Genomic DNA, 17,406 nt, shown 5'->3' with positions numbered 1-17,406 from the left:
ATACCCTTCCTCATTCCCGCAGCTCGGTCTGGCTTTCGACGGGGTCGATCAATACGGCTTTCTTCTGGCGTACCAGCAGGTCGAGGATTTCGTCCTGGCGCTCACCGAGGACGCCGTTGAGGCTGATACCGACTTCTTTGGTAGGCATCAGCATCGAGACGCGATACAGCTCGACACTCAGTGGCGAATCGATGGACAGCGGGCCGGAGCCGTTGCTGGACAGTTCGCCGCCGACCATGATCAGCGAGACCTGAGCGTCGAACGGATCGAGCTCGATGTCGCGGTCGGTGTCGCTCAAGTCCTTGATGTGGCCGTAAACGCCCATCAGGCCGTTGCCCATGGCGACGTTCTCGTACAGCTTGATGTTCACACTGTTACGCACGCGGATACCGTGGCGGCGGTTGGCGATCACGCGATTGCCCCACAGCAGGTTGTTGCCGCTTTCGTACAGGGTGATGCCGTCGGTGTGGTTCTGGTAAATCTCGTTGTAGGCGACGATGTTGCCGACGCTGTTACGGTCCAGAACCACGCCGGACAATTTGTTGTTGTGGCTCTTGTTGCGGAAGATGAAGCTGTTGTCCACTTCCCGGGAAATGATGATCCCGTGCTTCTTCTTGGTCCCGTAAACGTCGTTTTCGGCGATGATCAGACCGTGCGAACGGTCGTGCGGGTCAATGCCGTAAATGATGTTGTCGCGGTAGGTGTTGCCCTTGACCACGAAGTCGCGGGTTTCATAGCAGTAGAAGCCGTACCACATGTCCGAGAACTCTGAATCGATGATCCAGCCCGTCGGTTCGGGACGCTTGAGCACCTTCGCGGTGTTGGGCGTGTACTGGGAAATACTGATGCCGTAGGACTTGCTCTGGTCGTAGCCCATGCTCGCCATTTTGGTATTGGCGATCCAGGTTTCCGAGCCACCCCAGGTCAGCAGGAAAGGACGAAACTCGTCAGGCTTGCGATAGGTCGCCAGGCCGTTGCGGGTTTCACTCCAGGCGTTGACCTGAGTGTGAGTGATCAGCATCTTGCCTTCACTGACGATGAACGAGCCCTTTTCCTGAGACAGACGCAATTCCTTGGTCTTGCTGTCGATCTCGAAGGTCCCGGTTTCCTTGATCAGGATCGGCAGGCGCGCCACGTAGACACCTGGCGAGACTTCGTTGAGGAACTGCTTGGGCACCTTCCTGGCCAGGTCCTGCAGGTTCACGTAGCCGTCGGAAATCATGATGGCCTGCGGGATACCGCGCTGACGGTTCACCCATTCGGCCATCTTGTTGTCACCGCCGATGAATTCCTTCAGGCCGGTCTCTTCCATCATCCGCGAAACAGTGACCTTGCCCGGCTTGTTGCGCACGATCTTTTTCAAGGCGGCTTCGGCGGTGTAGCCCTTGAGATCGGGCAGCACCGGCTTGGCCATTTCCAGCGGCTCGGTCGGCGGGCTGGTGATGGTGTAGGTCTTGGCCTGGTGCAACTCCTTGACCACCGCCTTCTGTGTGTCGGGTACGACAGGCGCGTTGGCCAGCGCCACACCGCTGGCCATCAGCAGGGCGCTGGTCAGCAGTGCGCTTTCGAGCAGGGCGTGCGGCCAGTGCCGGCTACGCCCGTTGCTTGTATGACTGTTCATCTCTGGCACTCCTTTGGCGGTTCGCATCAGAAGCGCCAGATAACGTCGACAACAGCGCGGTGCATGTAGCTGTCCACGTTGCTCTGATACGCGTCGCCTGGCTTGAAGACACCTGCGCGCAGGCGCACCAGTGCCGAAGGTTCATCGAACGACTGGCTCAACGAGGCTGGCAGCAGGCCTTGCTTGAAGTACTTGGTCACGACCAGGTCCATTTCCTGACCCAGGTCCTTGCTGCCGTCTTCCAGTGGCAGCGAGCTGAACGTACCGTTCTGGTTGTCGCTCACCGCGTTGATGCCCGAGCCGCCGATACCGGTGTTGCCGTCCACGCGACGGAACTTGTGGTAGATCAGCGACGCGTCGTATTCCTCGTTCATCTGCCAGGAGGCGAACAGCGAGCCGGTTTCCACGTTGGCCATTTCGCCCTGGAAGGCTTCGCCGAAGCGATGGATGCGCGAGCGTGTACCGGTCCAGTTGGAGCGGTTACTTTCCAGACCGTTCTGGACGTAGTCCTTGCTGGCGCGCGAGTAGGCGGCGCCGACTTGCCATTGCGGGTCCAGGCGCAGGCGCAGGCCCAGGTCGGTGGCCCAGCCATTCATGTCACGGCTGTTCTTTTCGCCGGCAATGAACTGGTCGTTGGGAGCGGAGGTCACGCCGATTTCGTCGCGCGTTCCGTTCAGCCAGGTCAGGCTGCCCCAGTAGTTGAGCTGATTGGTGTTGCTGCGATAGTTGTAGGCATCGCTGTCAGCCTGCAGGCCGACCCAGGTCAGATCGCCATTGGAGGTCTTGTCCAGATCATCTACCACCTGGCCCTGAGACTTGAGCTTGCCGTCGTCAGCGCTGTGGTGAGCGCGGATACCGGCCCAGTTGCCCGGTGTCCACTGATAGCTGACCGAGCCGAACAGGTGCTTGCGATCTTCGTCGTCAGGTGCCAGTTCGGTCAGGTCGGTGCGGTATTCGCTGAAACGCTGGGCAGCACCCAGTTCAGCGCGCAGCAGTGTGGTATCGAACGACCAGTTGATGGCCTCGATGTTGGTGTCGTGCCATTGACCGTCGTCGTTGCGCAGACGCTGACGACCGACTTTCAGGATCTCGCCGGGGTAGGGCGTGAAACCGCTGTAGCCGATCCAGAATTCACGCAGTGCCGCGTAGGTCTTGTCGGCTTCGCGCTCGCTGGCAGTGCCACGCGAGGTCTGCGTGCCGCTGCCGTCGCTGTTGCTCTGCTCCAGCGGGTCGGTCTGAATGATGTCGGTGGCGGTGACCACCTGGCCCATTGCGTAACCGCTCCAGTCGCCGCGCTCGCCATAGACCCAGGGACGCAGGTCCAGGCCCACACCATTGACGTCGCCGCCCGAACGGGTGCCCAGATCGCGATCATCCTCGGCCTGCGCCGTGGCTTTGATTTCGATACCGAAATTTTGCGGTTGTTCGGTCAGCGCTGCCAGCGTCGGGCAGGCCCACAACAGGGTGAAGCCAAGGCCCATGCCGGCGGCCATCAGGGGATTCAACTTCATAATGCTTCCTCACCGTCTTTTTCTTCTTGCAGGGCCTGCAATGCCATCGCGTTCTGAGTGGCGTTAGCGCCCCGGACTTTTTGCTCGCGTGCCAACAGGTCTTTGGCGGTGGCGAGCTTTTCAGGCGGCAGTTGTGTGTTGAGGGCCTCGGCAAGCTCGGTCGCTTGCGGGGTCTGACTGGCCAGCGCCAGTTGCGCGAACACCCAGGCGTTGACCGGGTCGGGCATAGTGCCCTTGCCCTGCGAGAACAGCTGCGCAAGGGCGAAGTCGGCGCTGTTCTGGCCACCACGGGCGGCGGTCAGCAGCTCGTCCACGGCTTTTTGCGAGTAGACCTGACCCAGGTAGCCGCGACGGTAGATCTGACCCAGGTAGTAATGGGCCGAGATTTCCGTTGCGGTGGCTTTCTTCAGGTGCTCCTCGGCCTTGACGGCATCGGGCGTGACCCATTTGCCCTCGTAGTACAGGCGTCCAAGCAGCAGCTCGGCGCGCGGCTGGTCAGCCGCACGGCCGTTGTTCAGGTATTCCATCATCTTGTTGACGTCGCCCAGTTCGGGGAAGTCGTAAAGCAGTTTGGCCAGCGTGACCCATGAGATCGGGTAGCCCGGCGCAACGCTTTCCAGCAATTGCTGAGCGGTCTTTTCGTCCGGTGTACCGATGGTGGAGTCACCCAGTACGCGCGCGACGCTGTCCACTCGTTGGGCATTGACGCGGCCAGCGGCGTATTCGCTCTTGAGCTTTTCGATCAAGGCCGTGCGTTGCTCGGCCTGGCCGCGTGTCTGGTAGACGGTGGCCAGTTCGACGTAGCAGATATCCGTTGCCGACAGCGCCTGTTTACAGATGCTCTCGACCTCATCGAGGTGTTGAGCATAAGTGCCTTGGGTGCGATATAGCAGCACCTGAGCCAGACCTGCTTCCGGATAACCGGCGGCGCGCCACTCGCTGATCTTCTGCTGCGCATTCACTTCAGGGAAGGTGTGCGGGTATTGCAGATACAGCATCGCCAGCGGGATCAGCGTGCCGGATTCGCCATTGGCGAAGGCCTTTTTCAGCAGGCCTTCGGCTTCGCGGTGTTCTGCTTCGGTAGCGTCGGGCTTGGCCGCCAGCAGACGGCCCAGGCGCGACTGCGCACGAGGCGACGTTTCTGCTGCTGCGCGGTAGGTCGCCTCAGCTTGCTTGAGCTGAGCCGGGTCGCGAGTCGCGACCTGAATATCAGCCAGGCCGACCTGCGCGTCGCTATAGCCCAGGTCCGCCAGCTGCCGATAGTTCTGCTCCGCCAATGCCGTGTCGCCGTTTTTCAGGGCTTCATTGGCAAGGCGTTGATCAGGCAGGCCGGCACAGCCGCTCAGGCCGAGCGCGACGGCGAGGCTCAGTAGCGTGGGGGTCGACAGGCGTCGTAGTGGGCTGTTCATGGTTACAGACCCGCAGCCATGGCTTTATCGATCAGCCAGTTCACGGACGGGCCGCGATCGCTGACCACTTCGACAGGGCGACCGGCAAGCGAGCTGCTCAGGCTTTCGTCAGGCTTGATCTGCACGCGGATGTCGGTGGACAGGTCGGCGTCGCTCAGGTTGGTGCTGCTGACGATCTGACCAGTGCGCAGTTTGTCTTCACCAGCGATCTGGAAGCTGACACGTGTGCCTGGCTTGACGTCGTTGAACTGGCGATAAGTGAAGCGCGCTTCAACCGTAGCCGGCGCGTTGCGTGGCACCAGTTGGAAGATCACCTGACCCTTGGATGCGAACTGACCGTCGGCGACCAGCTGGCGAGCCACGACGCAATCGCACGGGCTGGTCATGGTGCCGCTCATCTGCTTGCCATACAGCTCTTCGATCTTGGCTGGCTGCAGGTCTTCACCGGTCAGGCTGCCCTTGAGCATTTCCAGCATGCTGGTGTTGAAGGACGCCAGTGGTGCGCCTTTGGCAGCTTCGCCGTTCTGGGCGACCAGGCTTTGCACGGTACCTTCACGCGGCATGGTCACGTCCATGCTTGGAATGGTGACCAGGCCGGCCGATGCGTGGCTGACGAAGTACAGGCCGTAGATCGTCTTGAAGATGAAGCCGAAAGCGGCCAGACCGACAATGAACACGCCCAGGCTGAACGTTACGGCGCGCAGGCGACCCATGGCGCTCATGCCGCCGTCCTTGCCCTTGACCTTGCGTGCCTTGGTGAAGTTGTCGCGCTGCAGGGTGGCCAGCACTTCGCCCAGGGTGACGACTTCGCCGGACAGGTGCGAGGTGATCAGGTGGCGCAGGGTAGCGATGTCCTGAGGTTCCAGGTTCTGGAACTGGCAACCGATGCGGTTGCTGGCGTTGTCGATCGAGCGCACTTGCAGGTCGACGTCCATGGCCAGGCCAAGGTTGTCGATGATGAATTGCAGGCGTCCCTTGACGATCTGACCTTCGCTGAATTTCTGCCCGGACGGAGCAACGAAGCTCAGGCCACCGGCCGACAGGTCTTCGACACGTACCAGTGGCGCGTTGGGCTGATCATTCAGCAGGCGAAGCTTGGCAGGGATCTTGATCCGCGCGTGTTGGCGCTGGGCTTCGGATTCATGTACGACGTTCGCATTCACGGCTGTATTCATGGCTATTTTTCCTACTTAAGCAATTAATCCGTTGGCCCGGTCAAACCATCGTCAACAGCACAGCGACGAAGATGGTGCCAGCCGAGAAAGTCATGGTTCGGGACGACCACGTGTTGAACCAGCCCTGAAAGCTGGCCATGTCGCGGCTTAGTTTGGTGTCCTGGCGAGTCCAGGACTGGCGGTCCAGGCGGAAGAAGACATAGATCTTCATCAGCGCGCCGACGATCTGGTTGTAATAGAGAATGATCGGGTAGGCAGGCCCGATCCTGTGTCCCGACAGGGACAGCAGCAGGGTGAGGATCAGGCGGGTCATGCCGATCCACAGCAGATACATCAGCAGGAACGCGCCGCCGTACTTGAAGCTGGCGATCAGGGCGACGGTCAGACCAAGAATGGAGGTCCACATCGACACACGCTGGTCGAACAGCACGATGCTGGTGAAGATCCCCAGGCGACGTACGCCCAGACCCAGTGCACGCGAGTTCTGACGCAGGTTGTTGCCGTACCAGCGATACATCAGCTTGCGGCTGGCTTTCAGGAAGCTCTTCTCGGGCGGGTGTTCCACGGTGTTGATCGCTGCGTCCGGCACGTAGAACGTGTCGTAACCCAGGCGCATCAGGCTGAACCAGCTGGACTTGTCGTCGCCGGTCAGGAAGCGGAAGGTGCCCAGACGCCAGTGATTGAGCGAGTCGCTTTCCACGTCGGCAATGAACTCGGGGTCGGTTACCACGGTTGCGCGGAATACCGACATGCGACCGGTCATGGTCAACACGCGTTTGGACAGGGCCATCGAGCACATGTTGATGTGACGCTGAGCAAAACGCAGCTTGTGCCACTCGCTCATGATGTAGCCGCCACGCACTTCACAGAACTCGTTGGTGGTCAGGCCGCCGACATTGTCGAACAGCTGGAACCACGGCACGGTCTTGGCGACCACACCTTCGTTGAGCACGGTGTCGCCGTCGATCACCGCAACCACCGCGCGGCTGTCGGGCAAGTGACGCGAGATGGCGCGGAAGCCATAGGCCAGACCATCGCGCTTGCCGGTGCCCGGAATGCGTACGAAGTCCAGCTTGACGCGCTCTGGCGGATTGAACTTGGCCCACATGCTCTTGACCAGCAGCTCATCGGACATTTCCACCAGCGAGCAGACGATCGTCGTCGGCAGGCCGCAGTCGATGGCTTCGCGGATAACCGAGTTGTACACCTGTGCGGTGGTCAGCGCGTCGATGCGGAAGCTGGTAACCATCAGAAATACATGGGACGGGTCTGCTGCACTGCCCAGCTTGCGAACCTTGCGGCGCAAGTGCGGGTAGACGATGTACAGGAAAATCATCCCGCGCACGAAGTGCGTGATCCCCATCGAGTAGCGCCAGATACCAACGGCGCCAATCAGGAATATAAAGTTCTTCGACTGTGAGTCGAAGATACTGGTAGGCAATGCCGCGGCAAGGCCCATGAGTAAACTTAAATAGAACAGCCAACCTGCGGCCTGTAACAGGCCGTGCTTGAGCCTCTGCATAATCGTATCCCTAAGTCAGTTGCGAGCCTCAAGCCCCAGGCTGCAAGCACATTGCTTGAGCCTGTGGCCTGGAGCCTGGCGCTTGTGGCTTGCGGCTGATTTACCAGCAGATACCTTCGGCACGACCGTCTTCGCTGGTGGCGTTGGCCATGAAGCCCACCAGATCGATGACGCGCTTGCCTTCAGGGGTCTTGTTGGCGAGGGCGCGGAAACGCTCATCGCGGTTGCCGAGGATGATGACGTCGGAGTCATTGATGACCTGGTCGAAGTCCGAGTTCAGCAGCGAGGAAACGTGCGGAATCTTGGATTCGATGTAGTCCTTGTTGGCACCGTGAACGCGTGCATATTCAACGTTGCTGTCGAAGATGCTCAGCTCGAAGCCCTTGCCGATGAGCATTTCGGCCAGCTCTACCAGCGGGCTTTCACGCAGATCGTCAGTGCCGGCCTTGAAGCTCAGACCCAGCAGTGCAACCTTGCGGGTGTCGTAGCTGGCAACCATGTCGAAAGCGTTCTGCACTTGCGAGGTGTTACTGCGCATCAGCGAGTTGAGCAGGGGCGCTTCAACGTCCAGGCTGCTGGCGCGGTAAGTCAGGGCGCGAACGTCTTTCGGCAGGCAGGAGCCGCCGAATGCGAAGCCAGGGCGCATGTAGTACTGGGACAGGTTCAGCGCCTTGTCCTGGCAGACCACGTCCATCACTTCACGGCCATCGACGCCGACGGCCTTGGCAATGTTGCCGATTTCGTTGGCAAAAGTAACCTTGGTGGCGTGCCACACGTTGCAGGTGTACTTGATCATCTCGGCGACGGCGATGTCCTTGCGGATGATCGGTGCATCGAGCTCTTCGTACAGCGATTGCAGAACGTCGCCCGACGCTGTGTCGAACTCGCCGATGACGGTCATTGGCGGCAGGTCGTAGTCCTTGATCGCAGTACTTTCGCGCAGGAACTCAGGGTTGACGGCGACACCGAAGTCAACACCGGCTTTCTTGCCGGAGCAGTCTTCCAGAATCGGGATAACGACGTTGGCAACAGTGCCCGGCAGGACGGTACTGCGAACCACGATAGTGTGGCGGGTGGCTTTGTCACGCAGGACATAACCAATTTCGCGGCACACCGATTCAATGTAATCCAGTTCCAGATCGCCGTTCTTCTTGCTCGGCGTACCGACGCAGATCATCGACAGATCGGTGGCGCGAATGGCTTCGGCGAAGTCGGTAGTGCCGCGCAGTTTTCCAGTACTGATACCTTTCTGCAACAGCTCTTCCAGACCCGGTTCAACGATAGGTGATTTGCCGTTGTTGATCAGGTCGATCTTGGTGCTGGAAATATCCACACCCACTACTTCGTGACCGCGGGCAGACAGGCAACCGGCACAGACTGCACCGACATAACCCAAACCAAATATGCTGATACGCATCGTATTCTCCTCGATTTTTCACGCCATAGATTGGCTGGATATTAATTTTGGCCAGCAGATGTCACGCGCTGTCCCTTACGGCTAACAACGCCGTAGAACTAACGCAGGCATATTTAATGAGTGAGTGCCCAAAACAAGTAAGGCGAACTCAAATGACACTATGTGCAAGCGGCAAGTAACCTGTCCTTTCGGTCAGGGCCCTGCTCTCCTTGGATGCAGTAAACCACTCCTGTTCGACGATTGACGGCGGACCTCGTTAAGCCTGCCTCTGGCGCTAGCCAGGGCCGTCCTGTTCGAATCCTGCGCGTCGCACCGGGCCGGTGCTTCGCCTGTCTACAACATCAACTAGTGATGTGAGTTTAGTTCTGGTACCTGACACCAAGGTCACGTGGACCTGGCTTCCTTGTCGGTAACTTCCCGTTCTTCCAAGGCGACCTGTAAGTGATCTCTTACACGTCAGCCCAGAATTGTTACGGGATGTAGGAGCGTACGAATTCGCATTTAGTTCCTGGCCACTCGTCCTGATTTGCAGATTTTGGTGTATCCGTCTTGTGACATGAGCGGTATCGCGATGATGGCTTTTTTCTTAAAAGCCTCGACTTGCAAGGGGTGTAGCGGGGTGAGTACGAAAGTGCCACTACTGCAAAAAGCTGAAATGCCACTACTTAAAAAAATGGATTTTTTTTTAAGAAAAAAACGCACGTGAGTTAACAGTCGAAAACTTGACGTTTGGTTGGCGTCATGAAGTTGTCATTCGGTGTTGGATCGTAGGACAGGTCGTGTAACAGCGCTCCGTTACACGACGGTTACAGCAGCTAGTCTTCTGCGACGTTACGCAAAAACACCAACTTGTCGGGGGTCGACTGTTCGCGGTTGTAACGGTAGCCCTGTACATCGAACGCTTGTAATGCCTGGGGATCGTTGATGCGCTCTTCTATAACGAAGCGGCTCATCATGCCGCGGGCCTTTTTCGCATAGAAGCTGATGATCTTGTACTGGCCGTTCTTGAAGTCCTTGAACTCGGTGTCGATGATCCGCGCTTTGAGCGACGAACGTTTGACGGCAGAGAAGTATTCGGTCGAGGCAAGGTTGAGCAGCAGGTCGTCGCCCTGGTCTGCCAGCGCTTCATTGAGCCATTCGCTGATCCGCGTGCCCCAGAAGGCGTAAAGGTCCTTGCCGCGAGCGTTGGCCAGCCGGGTGCCCATTTCCAGGCGGTAGGGTTGCATCAGGTCCAGTGGGCGCAGCAGGCCGTACAGACCTGACAGCATGCGCAAGTGGCCCTGCGCGTAGTCGAGCTGCGCTTCGCTCAGCGTTTCCGCCTCCAGACCCGTGTAGACATCACCCTTGAAGGCCAGCAGTGCCTGCTTGGCGTTGTCGAGGGTGAAGTCCGGGTTCCAGCTGCCAAAGCGTGCCGCGTTCAATCCGGCCAGCTTGTCGGACAGGTGCATCAGTTCGCTGATCTGCGCCGGCGTCAGTTCACGCAACTGGTCGATCAACTCCTGGGAATGCTCCAGGTACTGCGGCTGAGTGAAGCGGCCGGTCGTGGGCGGTGTCTCGAAATCGAGGGTTTTTGCCGGGGAAATCACCATCAGCATGAAGTCGTCTCCTTTTATCGTCCGGGGATTCTAGGGGCTGATAGCCTGCGACTCCAGCTATGGTGGCGATAGAGGTCGCTCGGATGGTGATGGCAGTCGCACCTGTGGCTTTGTATGCGCGCCGACATAAGAAGCCAGGCGCATATCAGCTATAGTGGCGCGCTGGTCATGACGTTAATGGTTGATCGAGAGGGCATCGGGTTTGCGTATCGTTTTAGCAGTGTGTGCAGGTCTGTTCTGGCTTCAGGCGCAGGCGGCAGCGCCGGTCATTGCCACCATTGACCGCAGCGTCTGGCCTGAGCGGCTGGAGACGCCGGGGTTGTTCGATGTCGCGTCGCGTGCGGAGATCCTCGCCTTTGCCCACGAGCTGTACCTCAGCGAAAAGCTCGACGAGGAGGGCCTCAAGCAGCGCCTCGGCCTGCGCTTCGTCAACGTGCCGTCCTTGAATGTGGTTCGTCATCGGCTGTGGCTGCGCTTGCTGGAGAACTACCAGAACGCGCAAAAGAGCTGCGAGCAGGACGCCAATTTCTGTGTGCTGGTCGAGGACATGGACCAGTTGCGACAGCGCGCCGAGGAATATCAGGTATCCAACGATTCGTTCTACGCCAACTGGGCCAGACCCGGCGCCGCATTCCACCAGCGTTATCTGAACGAGCTGATGTTCATGGCGGCCCTGTTTCCGCAGACCAGCAGCGAGATCGAGCGTTACAACTCCGATGAGATGAGCGGCGACGAGATGCCGGATCGTACGTTCATGCTCAACTTCGAAAGTGGCCCGAGCCCGGCCGACGGTGGTACCGACTGGCTGGCTGACTTCATGCGCCAGCAGAAAATGACCGCCACCTTCTTCGTGCTGGGCAAGAGTCTTCAGGAGCGTCTCGACAGCACGTCGGTTGCAAGTGTGCAGGCGCTGTATCGCCAGCAGTGTGTGGGCATTCAGGGCTGGGAGTACCGCTCGCACAGCCAGTGGCTGGACTGGCAGGACTCGGTGCGACGCAGCGCGGCACTGGTTCAGCAGGTGTTGCCGGACAACTTCGTGCCGCTGTTTCGCCCACCTTATGGCCATCGACGTGCCGACAGCGGTGACTTCTTCCGCGCCGAGCATTTGCGCGTGTCATTGTGGAATATCGACGCCGAAGACGACACCGGACGGCTTTCTGCGGAGCAGGTGGGCGACCGTGTACTGACCCTCATGCTGCTCTGGCGCAAAGGGACGGTGGTATTTCACGACGTGGCCAACAAGGCGCAGTCGGCGCTGCCATTGCTGCTGGCCAATACCGCGCAAAGCGAGTTGATCTGGGACGATTGCCGAAATATCTCTGAAGCGCCCGAGGAACAAGGGCTGCAGAGCAGTGAAGAGGCTGCGCCGGAAGGGGAATGAAGGCAGATTCGGCGTGGGCGGACTTCCGACTTTAAACGTGACGGGTACGTCCGCCAAGCCCTATTCGTCAGGCTGTGAAATAAACTTCAAAAAACTGTCAAAGAGCTTTTTTCTGTCATCCCTTTTGCTGTATTACGAATACAGACCGCCGAAACCTGCAACACAGGTGGCGTCTTCCAAGACCCACCTTGAGCGACATTTCTGCCCTGCCTGAAGGGCAGAATCCGGCGGCCTTTTCGTGGCGCAGTACTGTCGTGGTTCTGCGTCGCCCGGCTTCTACAAAGGTGAGCGAGTATGGATGACCACGGACGCACCCCTTCCACCAACCAGCCAATCCTTTACGTGCTCGATACCAACGTATTGATTCATGATCCAAACGCACTGCTGAACTTCGAAGAACACCACGTCGCCATCCCCATGACGGTTCTGGAGGAACTGGACAAACTCAAGGCCGGTAAACATTCGGTTGCTGCCGAATGCCGCCAGGCCATCCGCCTGATCGACAAGACCCTGGGCGAAGCTTCGCCGGAGGAAGTCGAGAAGGGCGTGCCCATCGACCGTGGAACAGGCGTCTTCAAGGGCTACCTGTCGATTTTGATGAGCAAGCGCGAGGAACCCAACAGCCTGCTGCCCGAGCACCTGAACGACAACATCATCATCAACCAATTGATTGACCTGCATGCGCGCAACAAGGACTTGAGCGTCGTGCTGGTGACCAAAGACATCAACATGCGCCTCAAGGCGCGCGCCTGCGGCATTGCTGCCGAGGATTACAGCACCGATCAGCTGGTCGACGACGTTTCACTGTTGTCGCGTGGCTACCATGACATGACCGGTTCGTTCTGGGACCGCGTCAGCAAGGTCGACACCCGTCAGGAGCGCGGCCGTACCTGGCACCGCGTGCAGCTCACTGAAATGCTGCCGGCGGTTCATATCAACGAGTTCATTGTCGATGAACAGGGTTTCGTCGGCTGGATCAAGGGCGTCAAGAACGACGAACTGCTGATTCTGGACATGCACCAGGAGCCGTTGCTGCATCAGGAGGCCTGGGGGCTGAAGCCGCGCGATATCTATCAGGGGCTGGCGCTGTTTGCGTTGCTCGACCCGGATATTCATCTGGTCAACCTGTCAGGTGCCGCAGGCTCGGGTAAAACCATTCTGGCCCTGGCTGCTGCCATCGAGCAAACCATGGTCACCAAGCGCTATAGGCGCATCATCGCTACCCGCAGCGTTCAGGGTCTGGATCAGGAAATCGGCTTCCTGCCCGGCACCGAGGCGGAGAAGATGGAGCCGTGGCTTGGCGCGATCACCGATAACCTCGAAGCGTTGCACATGGATGATGAAAACACCCATGGCAGTGTCGATTACATCCTCAGCAAGGTGCCGTTGCAGTTCAAATCCCTCAACTACATTCGAGGTCGCAGCTTCCAGCAAAGCCTGATCCTGATCGATGAATGCCAGAACCTGACCCCACACCAGATGAAAACCATCATCACCCGTGCCGGTGCCGGTTCCAAAGTGGTCTGCCTGGGCAACCTGGCGCAGATCGATACCCCTTACCTGTCGGCCACCAGTTCCGGGCTGACCTACCTGACGGAGCGCTTCAAGGACTTCCCGAACGGCGTGCACATCACCCTGCAAGGCGTGCCACGCTCGATACTGGCCGAATACGCGGAGAGTCATCTTTAGCTGAAAAGCAGCTTTAAGCTTCAAGTGGGGGAATTCGGTGTACGAGAGCCCTCGCTTGCAGCTTTTGACTGTCGCGCCCATGCGCCAAGCTTATCGTCACACACACGTTCGCTTCTGGCCGAAAGGCGTAGGAGCGAACTTGTTCGCGAAGGCTATATTGTGGGCGATAAATCATTTGTGCATGTACAGCCCTCTTCGCGAACAAGTTCGCTCCTACGCCCTCCGGGCAGAAGCCAGGATTTTCGTACGCTTTAAAACCTGTGTAAAACGCCGGGCACTTTCAGCTTGTAGCTTGCAGCTTGCAGCTGCCACACTTCTTGCTTCTGCCAAGGAGTAACGTTGTGCTCACTCATCTCGATTCCCAGGGTCGCGCCAATATGGTTGATGTGACGGATAAAGCCGTGACGTCCCGTGAGGCGGTGGCCGAAGCCTTCGTGCGCATGCTGCCGACGACGCTGCAAATGATCGTCAGCGGTGGTCATCCCAAGGGTGACGTGTTTGCCGTCGCGCGTATCGCCGGCATTCAGGCGGCGAAGAAAACCAGCGATCTGATCCCGCTTTGCCATCCGTTGATGCTCACCAGCATCAAGGTTCACCTCGCCGCTGAGGGTGATGATGCCGTGCGCATCACTGCGAGCTGCAAGCTGGCCGGGCAGACCGGTGTGGAAATGGAAGCCCTGACGGCTGCCAGTGTTGCTGCGCTGACCATTTACGATATGTGCAAGGCGGTAGATCGCGGCATGGTCATCGAGTCGGTTCGGCTGCTGGAAAAATTGGGCGGCAAGAGCGGCCACTTCATTGCCGATCAGGCACAGGTTTCCTCATGAAGGTTCAGGTTCAGTATTTCGCTCGTTACCGTGAAGTCCTGGGCCTGGACAACGAGTCCGTCGAAGGCGAGTTCGCCACGCTGGACGCGTTGCGCCAGACGCTGCTGCAGCGTGGCGAGGCCTGGCAGGTGCTTGCCGAGCAGAACCTGATGTGCGCTCGCAACCAGGAACTGTGCAAGCCGACCGAGCCGTTGGCCGATGGCGACGAAGTCGCGTTCTTTCCGCCCGTGACCGGAGGTTGATGATGAGCGTTCGCGTCCAGGCGGCAGCCTTCGACCCAGGCACCGAAGTCAACGCGCTGCATGCTGCCAACCTGGGCATCGGCGCGGTGGTCAGTTTTGTCGGCTATGTTCGGGATTTCAACGAGGGGCGTGAAGTGTCCGGCATGTTTCTCGAGCACTATCCGGGAATGACCGAGAAGGCACTGGCAAAAATCATTGCCGAGGCCGAAGAGCGCTGGCCGTTGCTGCGCGTCGATGTGTTGCATCGGGTAGGGGCGCTGGAGCCTGGCGAGCCGATCGTGTTCGTCGGCGTTGCCAGCGCGCACCGTCAGGCGGCGTTCGAAGCCTGTGACTTCGTCATGGATTACCTCAAGACCCGCGCGCCGTTCTGGAAGCGTGAAAACACCTCAGAAGGCACGCACTGGGTTGAAGGTCGTCACAGCGATCACCAAGCGGCTGATCGCTGGAAGTAAGCATCAGGCGTTGCTGCGCACCACGGCCCTGAGCAGATGAGTCGGGGGTGTCTCGCAGCTGATCTTGCGGCCCAGTTTTTCCTCGATGGCGGGCAACTGGTAAGAGTCATCCTCACCGGCAAAACTGATAGAGACGCCATCGGCGCCAGCGCGACCGGTACGGCCGATGCGGTGTACGTAATCGTCCGGCACTTCGGGCAGGGTGAAGTTGATCACGTGGCTGATGCCGTCGATGTGAATGCCGCGACCGGCCACATCGGTGGCGACCAGCACGCGGATCTTGCCTTCGCGGAAGCCTTCAAGGGTCTTGATGCGCTTGTGCTGAGGTACATCGCCTGACAGCTGCGCCGCGTTCACGCCATCGCGCACCAGACGCTCTTCGATGCGTCGGACTTCGTCTTTGCGGTTGGCGAAGACCATGACCCGTTCCCAACCGTTGTCGGTCACCAAGTTGTAGAGCAGCTTGTACTTGTCGGCACCGGCGACGGCATAGATATGCTGTTCGACGTTGTCGCTGGCAACGTTCAACGATTCGATCTCGACGATCGAAGGGTCTGTCGTCCACTGCTTGGCGAGGTTCATCACGTCTTCGGTGAAGGTCGCAGAGAACAGCAGGGTCTGGCGCTCACCCTTGTGCGGCGTCTGACGGATGATCTGACGTACCTGCGGGATGAAGCCCATGTCCAGCATGCGGTCGGCTTCGTCGAGGACCATCACTTCGACCATGTCCAGATGCACTTCGCCGCGCTGGTTGAAGTCCAGCAGGCGGCCTGGCGTGGCGACCAGGATGTCGCAGTGGCGTGCTTCGAGTTGTTTGAGCTGCTTGTCGAAGTCCATGCCACCGACGAACGTCATGACGTTCAGGTTGGTGTACTTGGTCAGGTCGGCGGCGTCCTTGGCGATCTGCACCACCAGCTCGCGGGTCGGAGCAATGATCAGCGCGCGCGGCTCACCCATGTAGCGTTCTGCAGGCGGCGGCGTCTGGGTCAACTGCTCGATGATCGAGATCAGAAACGCAGCGGTCTTGCCGGTGCCGGTCTGGGCGCGTCCGATCGCATCCTTGCCCTTGAGGGTGAAGCCCAGTACGCCCGCCTGGATCGGTGTGCAGTACGGGAAACCAAGGTCCTGAATTGCGTGCATCAGTTCAGGCGCCAGGTTGAAGTCATGGAAGCGGGTCTTGCCTTCCTGGGGTTCGACGACGAAATCTTCGAGTTTCCAGGCCGGCGCGGGCGGTTTTGTCACGCGCTCGCGACGCGGGCGCTCGGCCCTCGGCTTGTCGGTGCGCGGCGCTCTGGCTTTGGAGGGCTCGCTGGTCGTGTCCAGAGCCTGAGTCTGGACAGCATGATCCGGTGTATCGCCTGTGGCAGCGGGAGAGGCGGGAATAGAGGTTATCGGAGTAGGCGCAGGCTGCTCAGCCTCGCTCTTACCGAACATCTTTTTAAGTGCTTTGAGCACGGTCATCTCATCAATTGGTTAAGGAATGTACGCCGAGCAGTGTAAAGCAAGAACCGTGCTCGGCGTAGTGCCATCCATGGCGAGCTACAAAAGCGGTCCGTCGCAAGGGGTTCAGAGCGCTTCAGCGAAGCCTTTCAGCCAGCCAGACGCCGATGTCGCGAATTTCCTCCGGTAACACTTGATGCTCCATTGGGTATTCCTGCCATTCAACGGTTACACCCTGGGCGGTGAGATGGTCGTAGACGGCGCGGCCCATCGGATAAGGCACGACCGCGTCATGCTTGCCATGCAGGCAGTAGGCAGGGATGCGTTGCTGACTCGCCGACAGGGTCATCTCGTTGCTGAATGTGGGGGCATAAGTGGACAGCGCGAGTACGCCGCCCAACGGGCCTTGCCAGCGTCGGTAGCCGGCGTGCAAGACCACCGCGCCACCCTGGGAGAAGCCGGCCAGGAAGATTCGCGCCGGGTCGATGCCGCTGTCGCGCTGCTGCTCGATCAGGTCCAGCACCTTCTGCGCCGAGGCCTCCATCTGATCATGGTCAATGGCCCGGGCCTCTGAACTCATGGACTTGATGTCATACCAGCTGGGCATTGCATAACCGCCATTGACGGTCACAGCGCGTGTCGGTGCCTGAGGCAGTACGAAGCGGGTGGTGCGCAACGACTCCTGCAGTGCTTCGGCGACCGGCAGAAAATCATAGCGGTCGGCGCCCAATCCATGCAGCCAGATAACGCAGGCGTCGGCGGGACTGGAAGGTTCGATGATCAGAGAATCGCTCATGTCTGCTCCATTTGTGTGCGCTGGCTCTTTTTGAGCGCATTAATAAAGTGCGCGGTTAGATTAAAAATGAAAGAAGATGTCGCAAGGTTACAAGTTTTTGTCTTGACCTGTCGCTAATTCGACTTAGCCAGCATGCTGGTACGGGCTTTGCTACAGCAGGACTGGAGTCGAGTCGCTCACATCGTTCGGTAACACTATAAGGCTATTACTTATAGCGATCGAAAAGCAGCTCGGGAGTCCATGCGTCAGGATTCGCGGCACGATTCAACCTGTACCGCTCAGGTCCGGGAAAATCATGGAGTTTCAGTCCACGGGGCCGATTCTGAATG

The 17,406-nt window shown here is 59.0% G+C and carries 14 protein-coding genes; 5 read left to right on the top strand and 9 right to left on the bottom strand.

What is annotated here, in order from left to right; translation table 11 throughout:
- Positions 1-10: 10 nt before the first annotated feature.
- The 7 genes from algG to yaaA all read right to left on the bottom strand — a co-directional run bounded on the left by algG (position 11) and on the right by yaaA (position 10,250).
- Positions 11-1,621 carry a mannuronan 5-epimerase AlgG gene (gene algG, locus LIX91_RS09570; RefSeq protein WP_003408876.1) on the bottom strand — a complete coding sequence of 537 codons (1,611 nt, stop codon included), beginning with the start codon at positions 1,619-1,621 and terminating at the stop codon, positions 11-13.
- A gap of 26 nt (positions 1,622-1,647) precedes the next feature.
- Positions 1,648-3,132, bottom strand: a complete 1,485-nt coding sequence (locus LIX91_RS09565) for an alginate export family protein (RefSeq protein WP_003408878.1) — start codon at positions 3,130-3,132, stop codon at positions 1,648-1,650.
- The gene (gene algK, locus LIX91_RS09560; protein ID WP_003408880.1) at positions 3,129-4,541 is read right to left on the bottom strand and encodes an alginate biosynthesis TPR repeat lipoprotein AlgK; all 1,413 of its coding nucleotides are present in this window, start codon (positions 4,539-4,541) and stop codon (positions 3,129-3,131) included. Before algK ends, LIX91_RS09565 begins: the two co-directional genes overlap by 4 nt.
- A gap of 2 nt (positions 4,542-4,543) precedes the next feature.
- Complete coding sequence (locus tag LIX91_RS09555; protein ID WP_003408882.1) at positions 4,544-5,716, bottom strand: alginate biosynthesis protein Alg44; 1,173 nt, start codon at positions 5,714-5,716, stop codon at positions 4,544-4,546.
- 40 nt (positions 5,717-5,756) lie between these two features.
- Entirely contained in the window at positions 5,757-7,238 is a 1,482-nt protein-coding gene (alg8, locus tag LIX91_RS09550; protein WP_002552255.1) for a mannuronan synthase, read from the bottom strand.
- 100 nt (positions 7,239-7,338) lie between these two features.
- Positions 7,339-8,655 (bottom strand): nucleotide sugar dehydrogenase, encoded by a 1,317-nt coding sequence (locus LIX91_RS09545; RefSeq protein WP_100072268.1) that lies wholly within the window; start codon positions 8,653-8,655, stop codon positions 7,339-7,341.
- Between the two features lie 815 nt (positions 8,656-9,470).
- On the bottom strand, positions 9,471-10,250 hold the full coding sequence (gene yaaA / locus LIX91_RS09540) for a peroxide stress protein YaaA (RefSeq protein WP_003408886.1): 780 nt from the start codon (positions 10,248-10,250) through the stop codon (positions 9,471-9,473).
- Positions 10,251-10,452: 202 nt separating this feature from the next.
- On the opposite strand from yaaA, the gene LIX91_RS09535 reads away from it, so the two are divergent.
- The 5 genes from LIX91_RS09535 to moaE all read left to right on the top strand — a co-directional run bounded on the left by LIX91_RS09535 (position 10,453) and on the right by moaE (position 14,841).
- The gene (locus tag LIX91_RS09535; RefSeq protein ID WP_032702651.1) at positions 10,453-11,631 is read left to right on the top strand and encodes a polysaccharide deacetylase family protein; all 1,179 of its coding nucleotides are present in this window, start codon (positions 10,453-10,455) and stop codon (positions 11,629-11,631) included.
- A gap of 294 nt (positions 11,632-11,925) precedes the next feature.
- The gene (locus LIX91_RS09530; RefSeq protein ID WP_003341739.1) at positions 11,926-13,320 is read left to right on the top strand and encodes a PhoH family protein; all 1,395 of its coding nucleotides are present in this window, start codon (positions 11,926-11,928) and stop codon (positions 13,318-13,320) included.
- Positions 13,321-13,661: 341 nt separating this feature from the next.
- Positions 13,662-14,147: a cyclic pyranopterin monophosphate synthase MoaC gene (gene moaC / locus LIX91_RS09525; protein WP_003341741.1), complete on the top strand. Its 486-nt coding sequence runs from the start codon at positions 13,662-13,664 to the stop codon at positions 14,145-14,147.
- Positions 14,144-14,389 carry a molybdopterin converting factor subunit 1 gene (moaD, locus tag LIX91_RS09520; protein WP_100072266.1) on the top strand — a complete coding sequence of 82 codons (246 nt, stop codon included), beginning with the start codon at positions 14,144-14,146 and terminating at the stop codon, positions 14,387-14,389. Before moaC ends, moaD begins: the two co-directional genes overlap by 4 nt.
- 2 nt (positions 14,390-14,391) lie before the next feature.
- Positions 14,392-14,841: a molybdopterin synthase catalytic subunit MoaE gene (gene moaE / locus LIX91_RS09515; RefSeq protein WP_100072265.1), complete on the top strand. Its 450-nt coding sequence runs from the start codon at positions 14,392-14,394 to the stop codon at positions 14,839-14,841.
- 3 nt (positions 14,842-14,844) lie between these two features.
- Here the strand turns inward: moaE and rhlB are convergent, their stop codons facing one another.
- The gene (gene rhlB, locus LIX91_RS09510) at positions 14,845-16,302 is read right to left on the bottom strand and encodes an ATP-dependent RNA helicase RhlB (protein ID WP_162492623.1); all 1,458 of its coding nucleotides are present in this window, start codon (positions 16,300-16,302) and stop codon (positions 14,845-14,847) included.
- A gap of 115 nt (positions 16,303-16,417) precedes the next feature.
- Positions 16,418-17,077 carry an alpha/beta hydrolase gene (locus LIX91_RS09505; RefSeq protein WP_003415217.1) on the bottom strand — a complete coding sequence of 220 codons (660 nt, stop codon included), beginning with the start codon at positions 17,075-17,077 and terminating at the stop codon, positions 16,418-16,420.
- Between the last annotated feature and the right edge of the window lie 329 nt (positions 17,078-17,406).

This window comes from Pseudomonas sp. B20 (assembly GCF_020515755.1).
Classification (GTDB): domain Bacteria; phylum Pseudomonadota; class Gammaproteobacteria; order Pseudomonadales; family Pseudomonadaceae; genus Aquipseudomonas; species Aquipseudomonas syringae.
This window is presented reverse-complemented; position numbering and strand designations above follow the sequence as displayed.

Coding starts and splice junctions, on each gene's coding strand:
- LIX91_RS09505 (WP_003415217.1), bottom strand. CDS start 17,077: ATGAGCGATTCTCTGATCATCGAACCTTCCAGTCCCGCCGACGCCTGC.
- LIX91_RS09545 (WP_100072268.1), bottom strand. CDS start 8,655: ATGCGTATCAGCATATTTGGTTTGGGTTATGTCGGTGCAGTCTGTGCC.
- alg8 (WP_002552255.1), bottom strand. CDS start 7,238: ATGCAGAGGCTCAAGCACGGCCTGTTACAGGCCGCAGGTTGGCTGTTC.
- moaD (WP_100072266.1), top strand. CDS start 14,144: ATGAAGGTTCAGGTTCAGTATTTCGCTCGTTACCGTGAAGTCCTGGGC.
- LIX91_RS09555 (WP_003408882.1), bottom strand. CDS start 5,716: ATGAATACAGCCGTGAATGCGAACGTCGTACATGAATCCGAAGCCCAG.
- algG (WP_003408876.1), bottom strand. CDS start 1,621: ATGAACAGTCATACAAGCAACGGGCGTAGCCGGCACTGGCCGCACGCC.
- moaE (WP_100072265.1), top strand. CDS start 14,392: ATGAGCGTTCGCGTCCAGGCGGCAGCCTTCGACCCAGGCACCGAAGTC.
- yaaA (WP_003408886.1), bottom strand. CDS start 10,250: ATGCTGATGGTGATTTCCCCGGCAAAAACCCTCGATTTCGAGACACCG.
- LIX91_RS09530 (WP_003341739.1), top strand. CDS start 11,926: ATGGATGACCACGGACGCACCCCTTCCACCAACCAGCCAATCCTTTAC.
- rhlB (WP_162492623.1), bottom strand. CDS start 16,302: ATGACCGTGCTCAAAGCACTTAAAAAGATGTTCGGTAAGAGCGAGGCT.
- LIX91_RS09565 (WP_003408878.1), bottom strand. CDS start 3,132: ATGAAGTTGAATCCCCTGATGGCCGCCGGCATGGGCCTTGGCTTCACC.
- algK (WP_003408880.1), bottom strand. CDS start 4,541: ATGAACAGCCCACTACGACGCCTGTCGACCCCCACGCTACTGAGCCTC.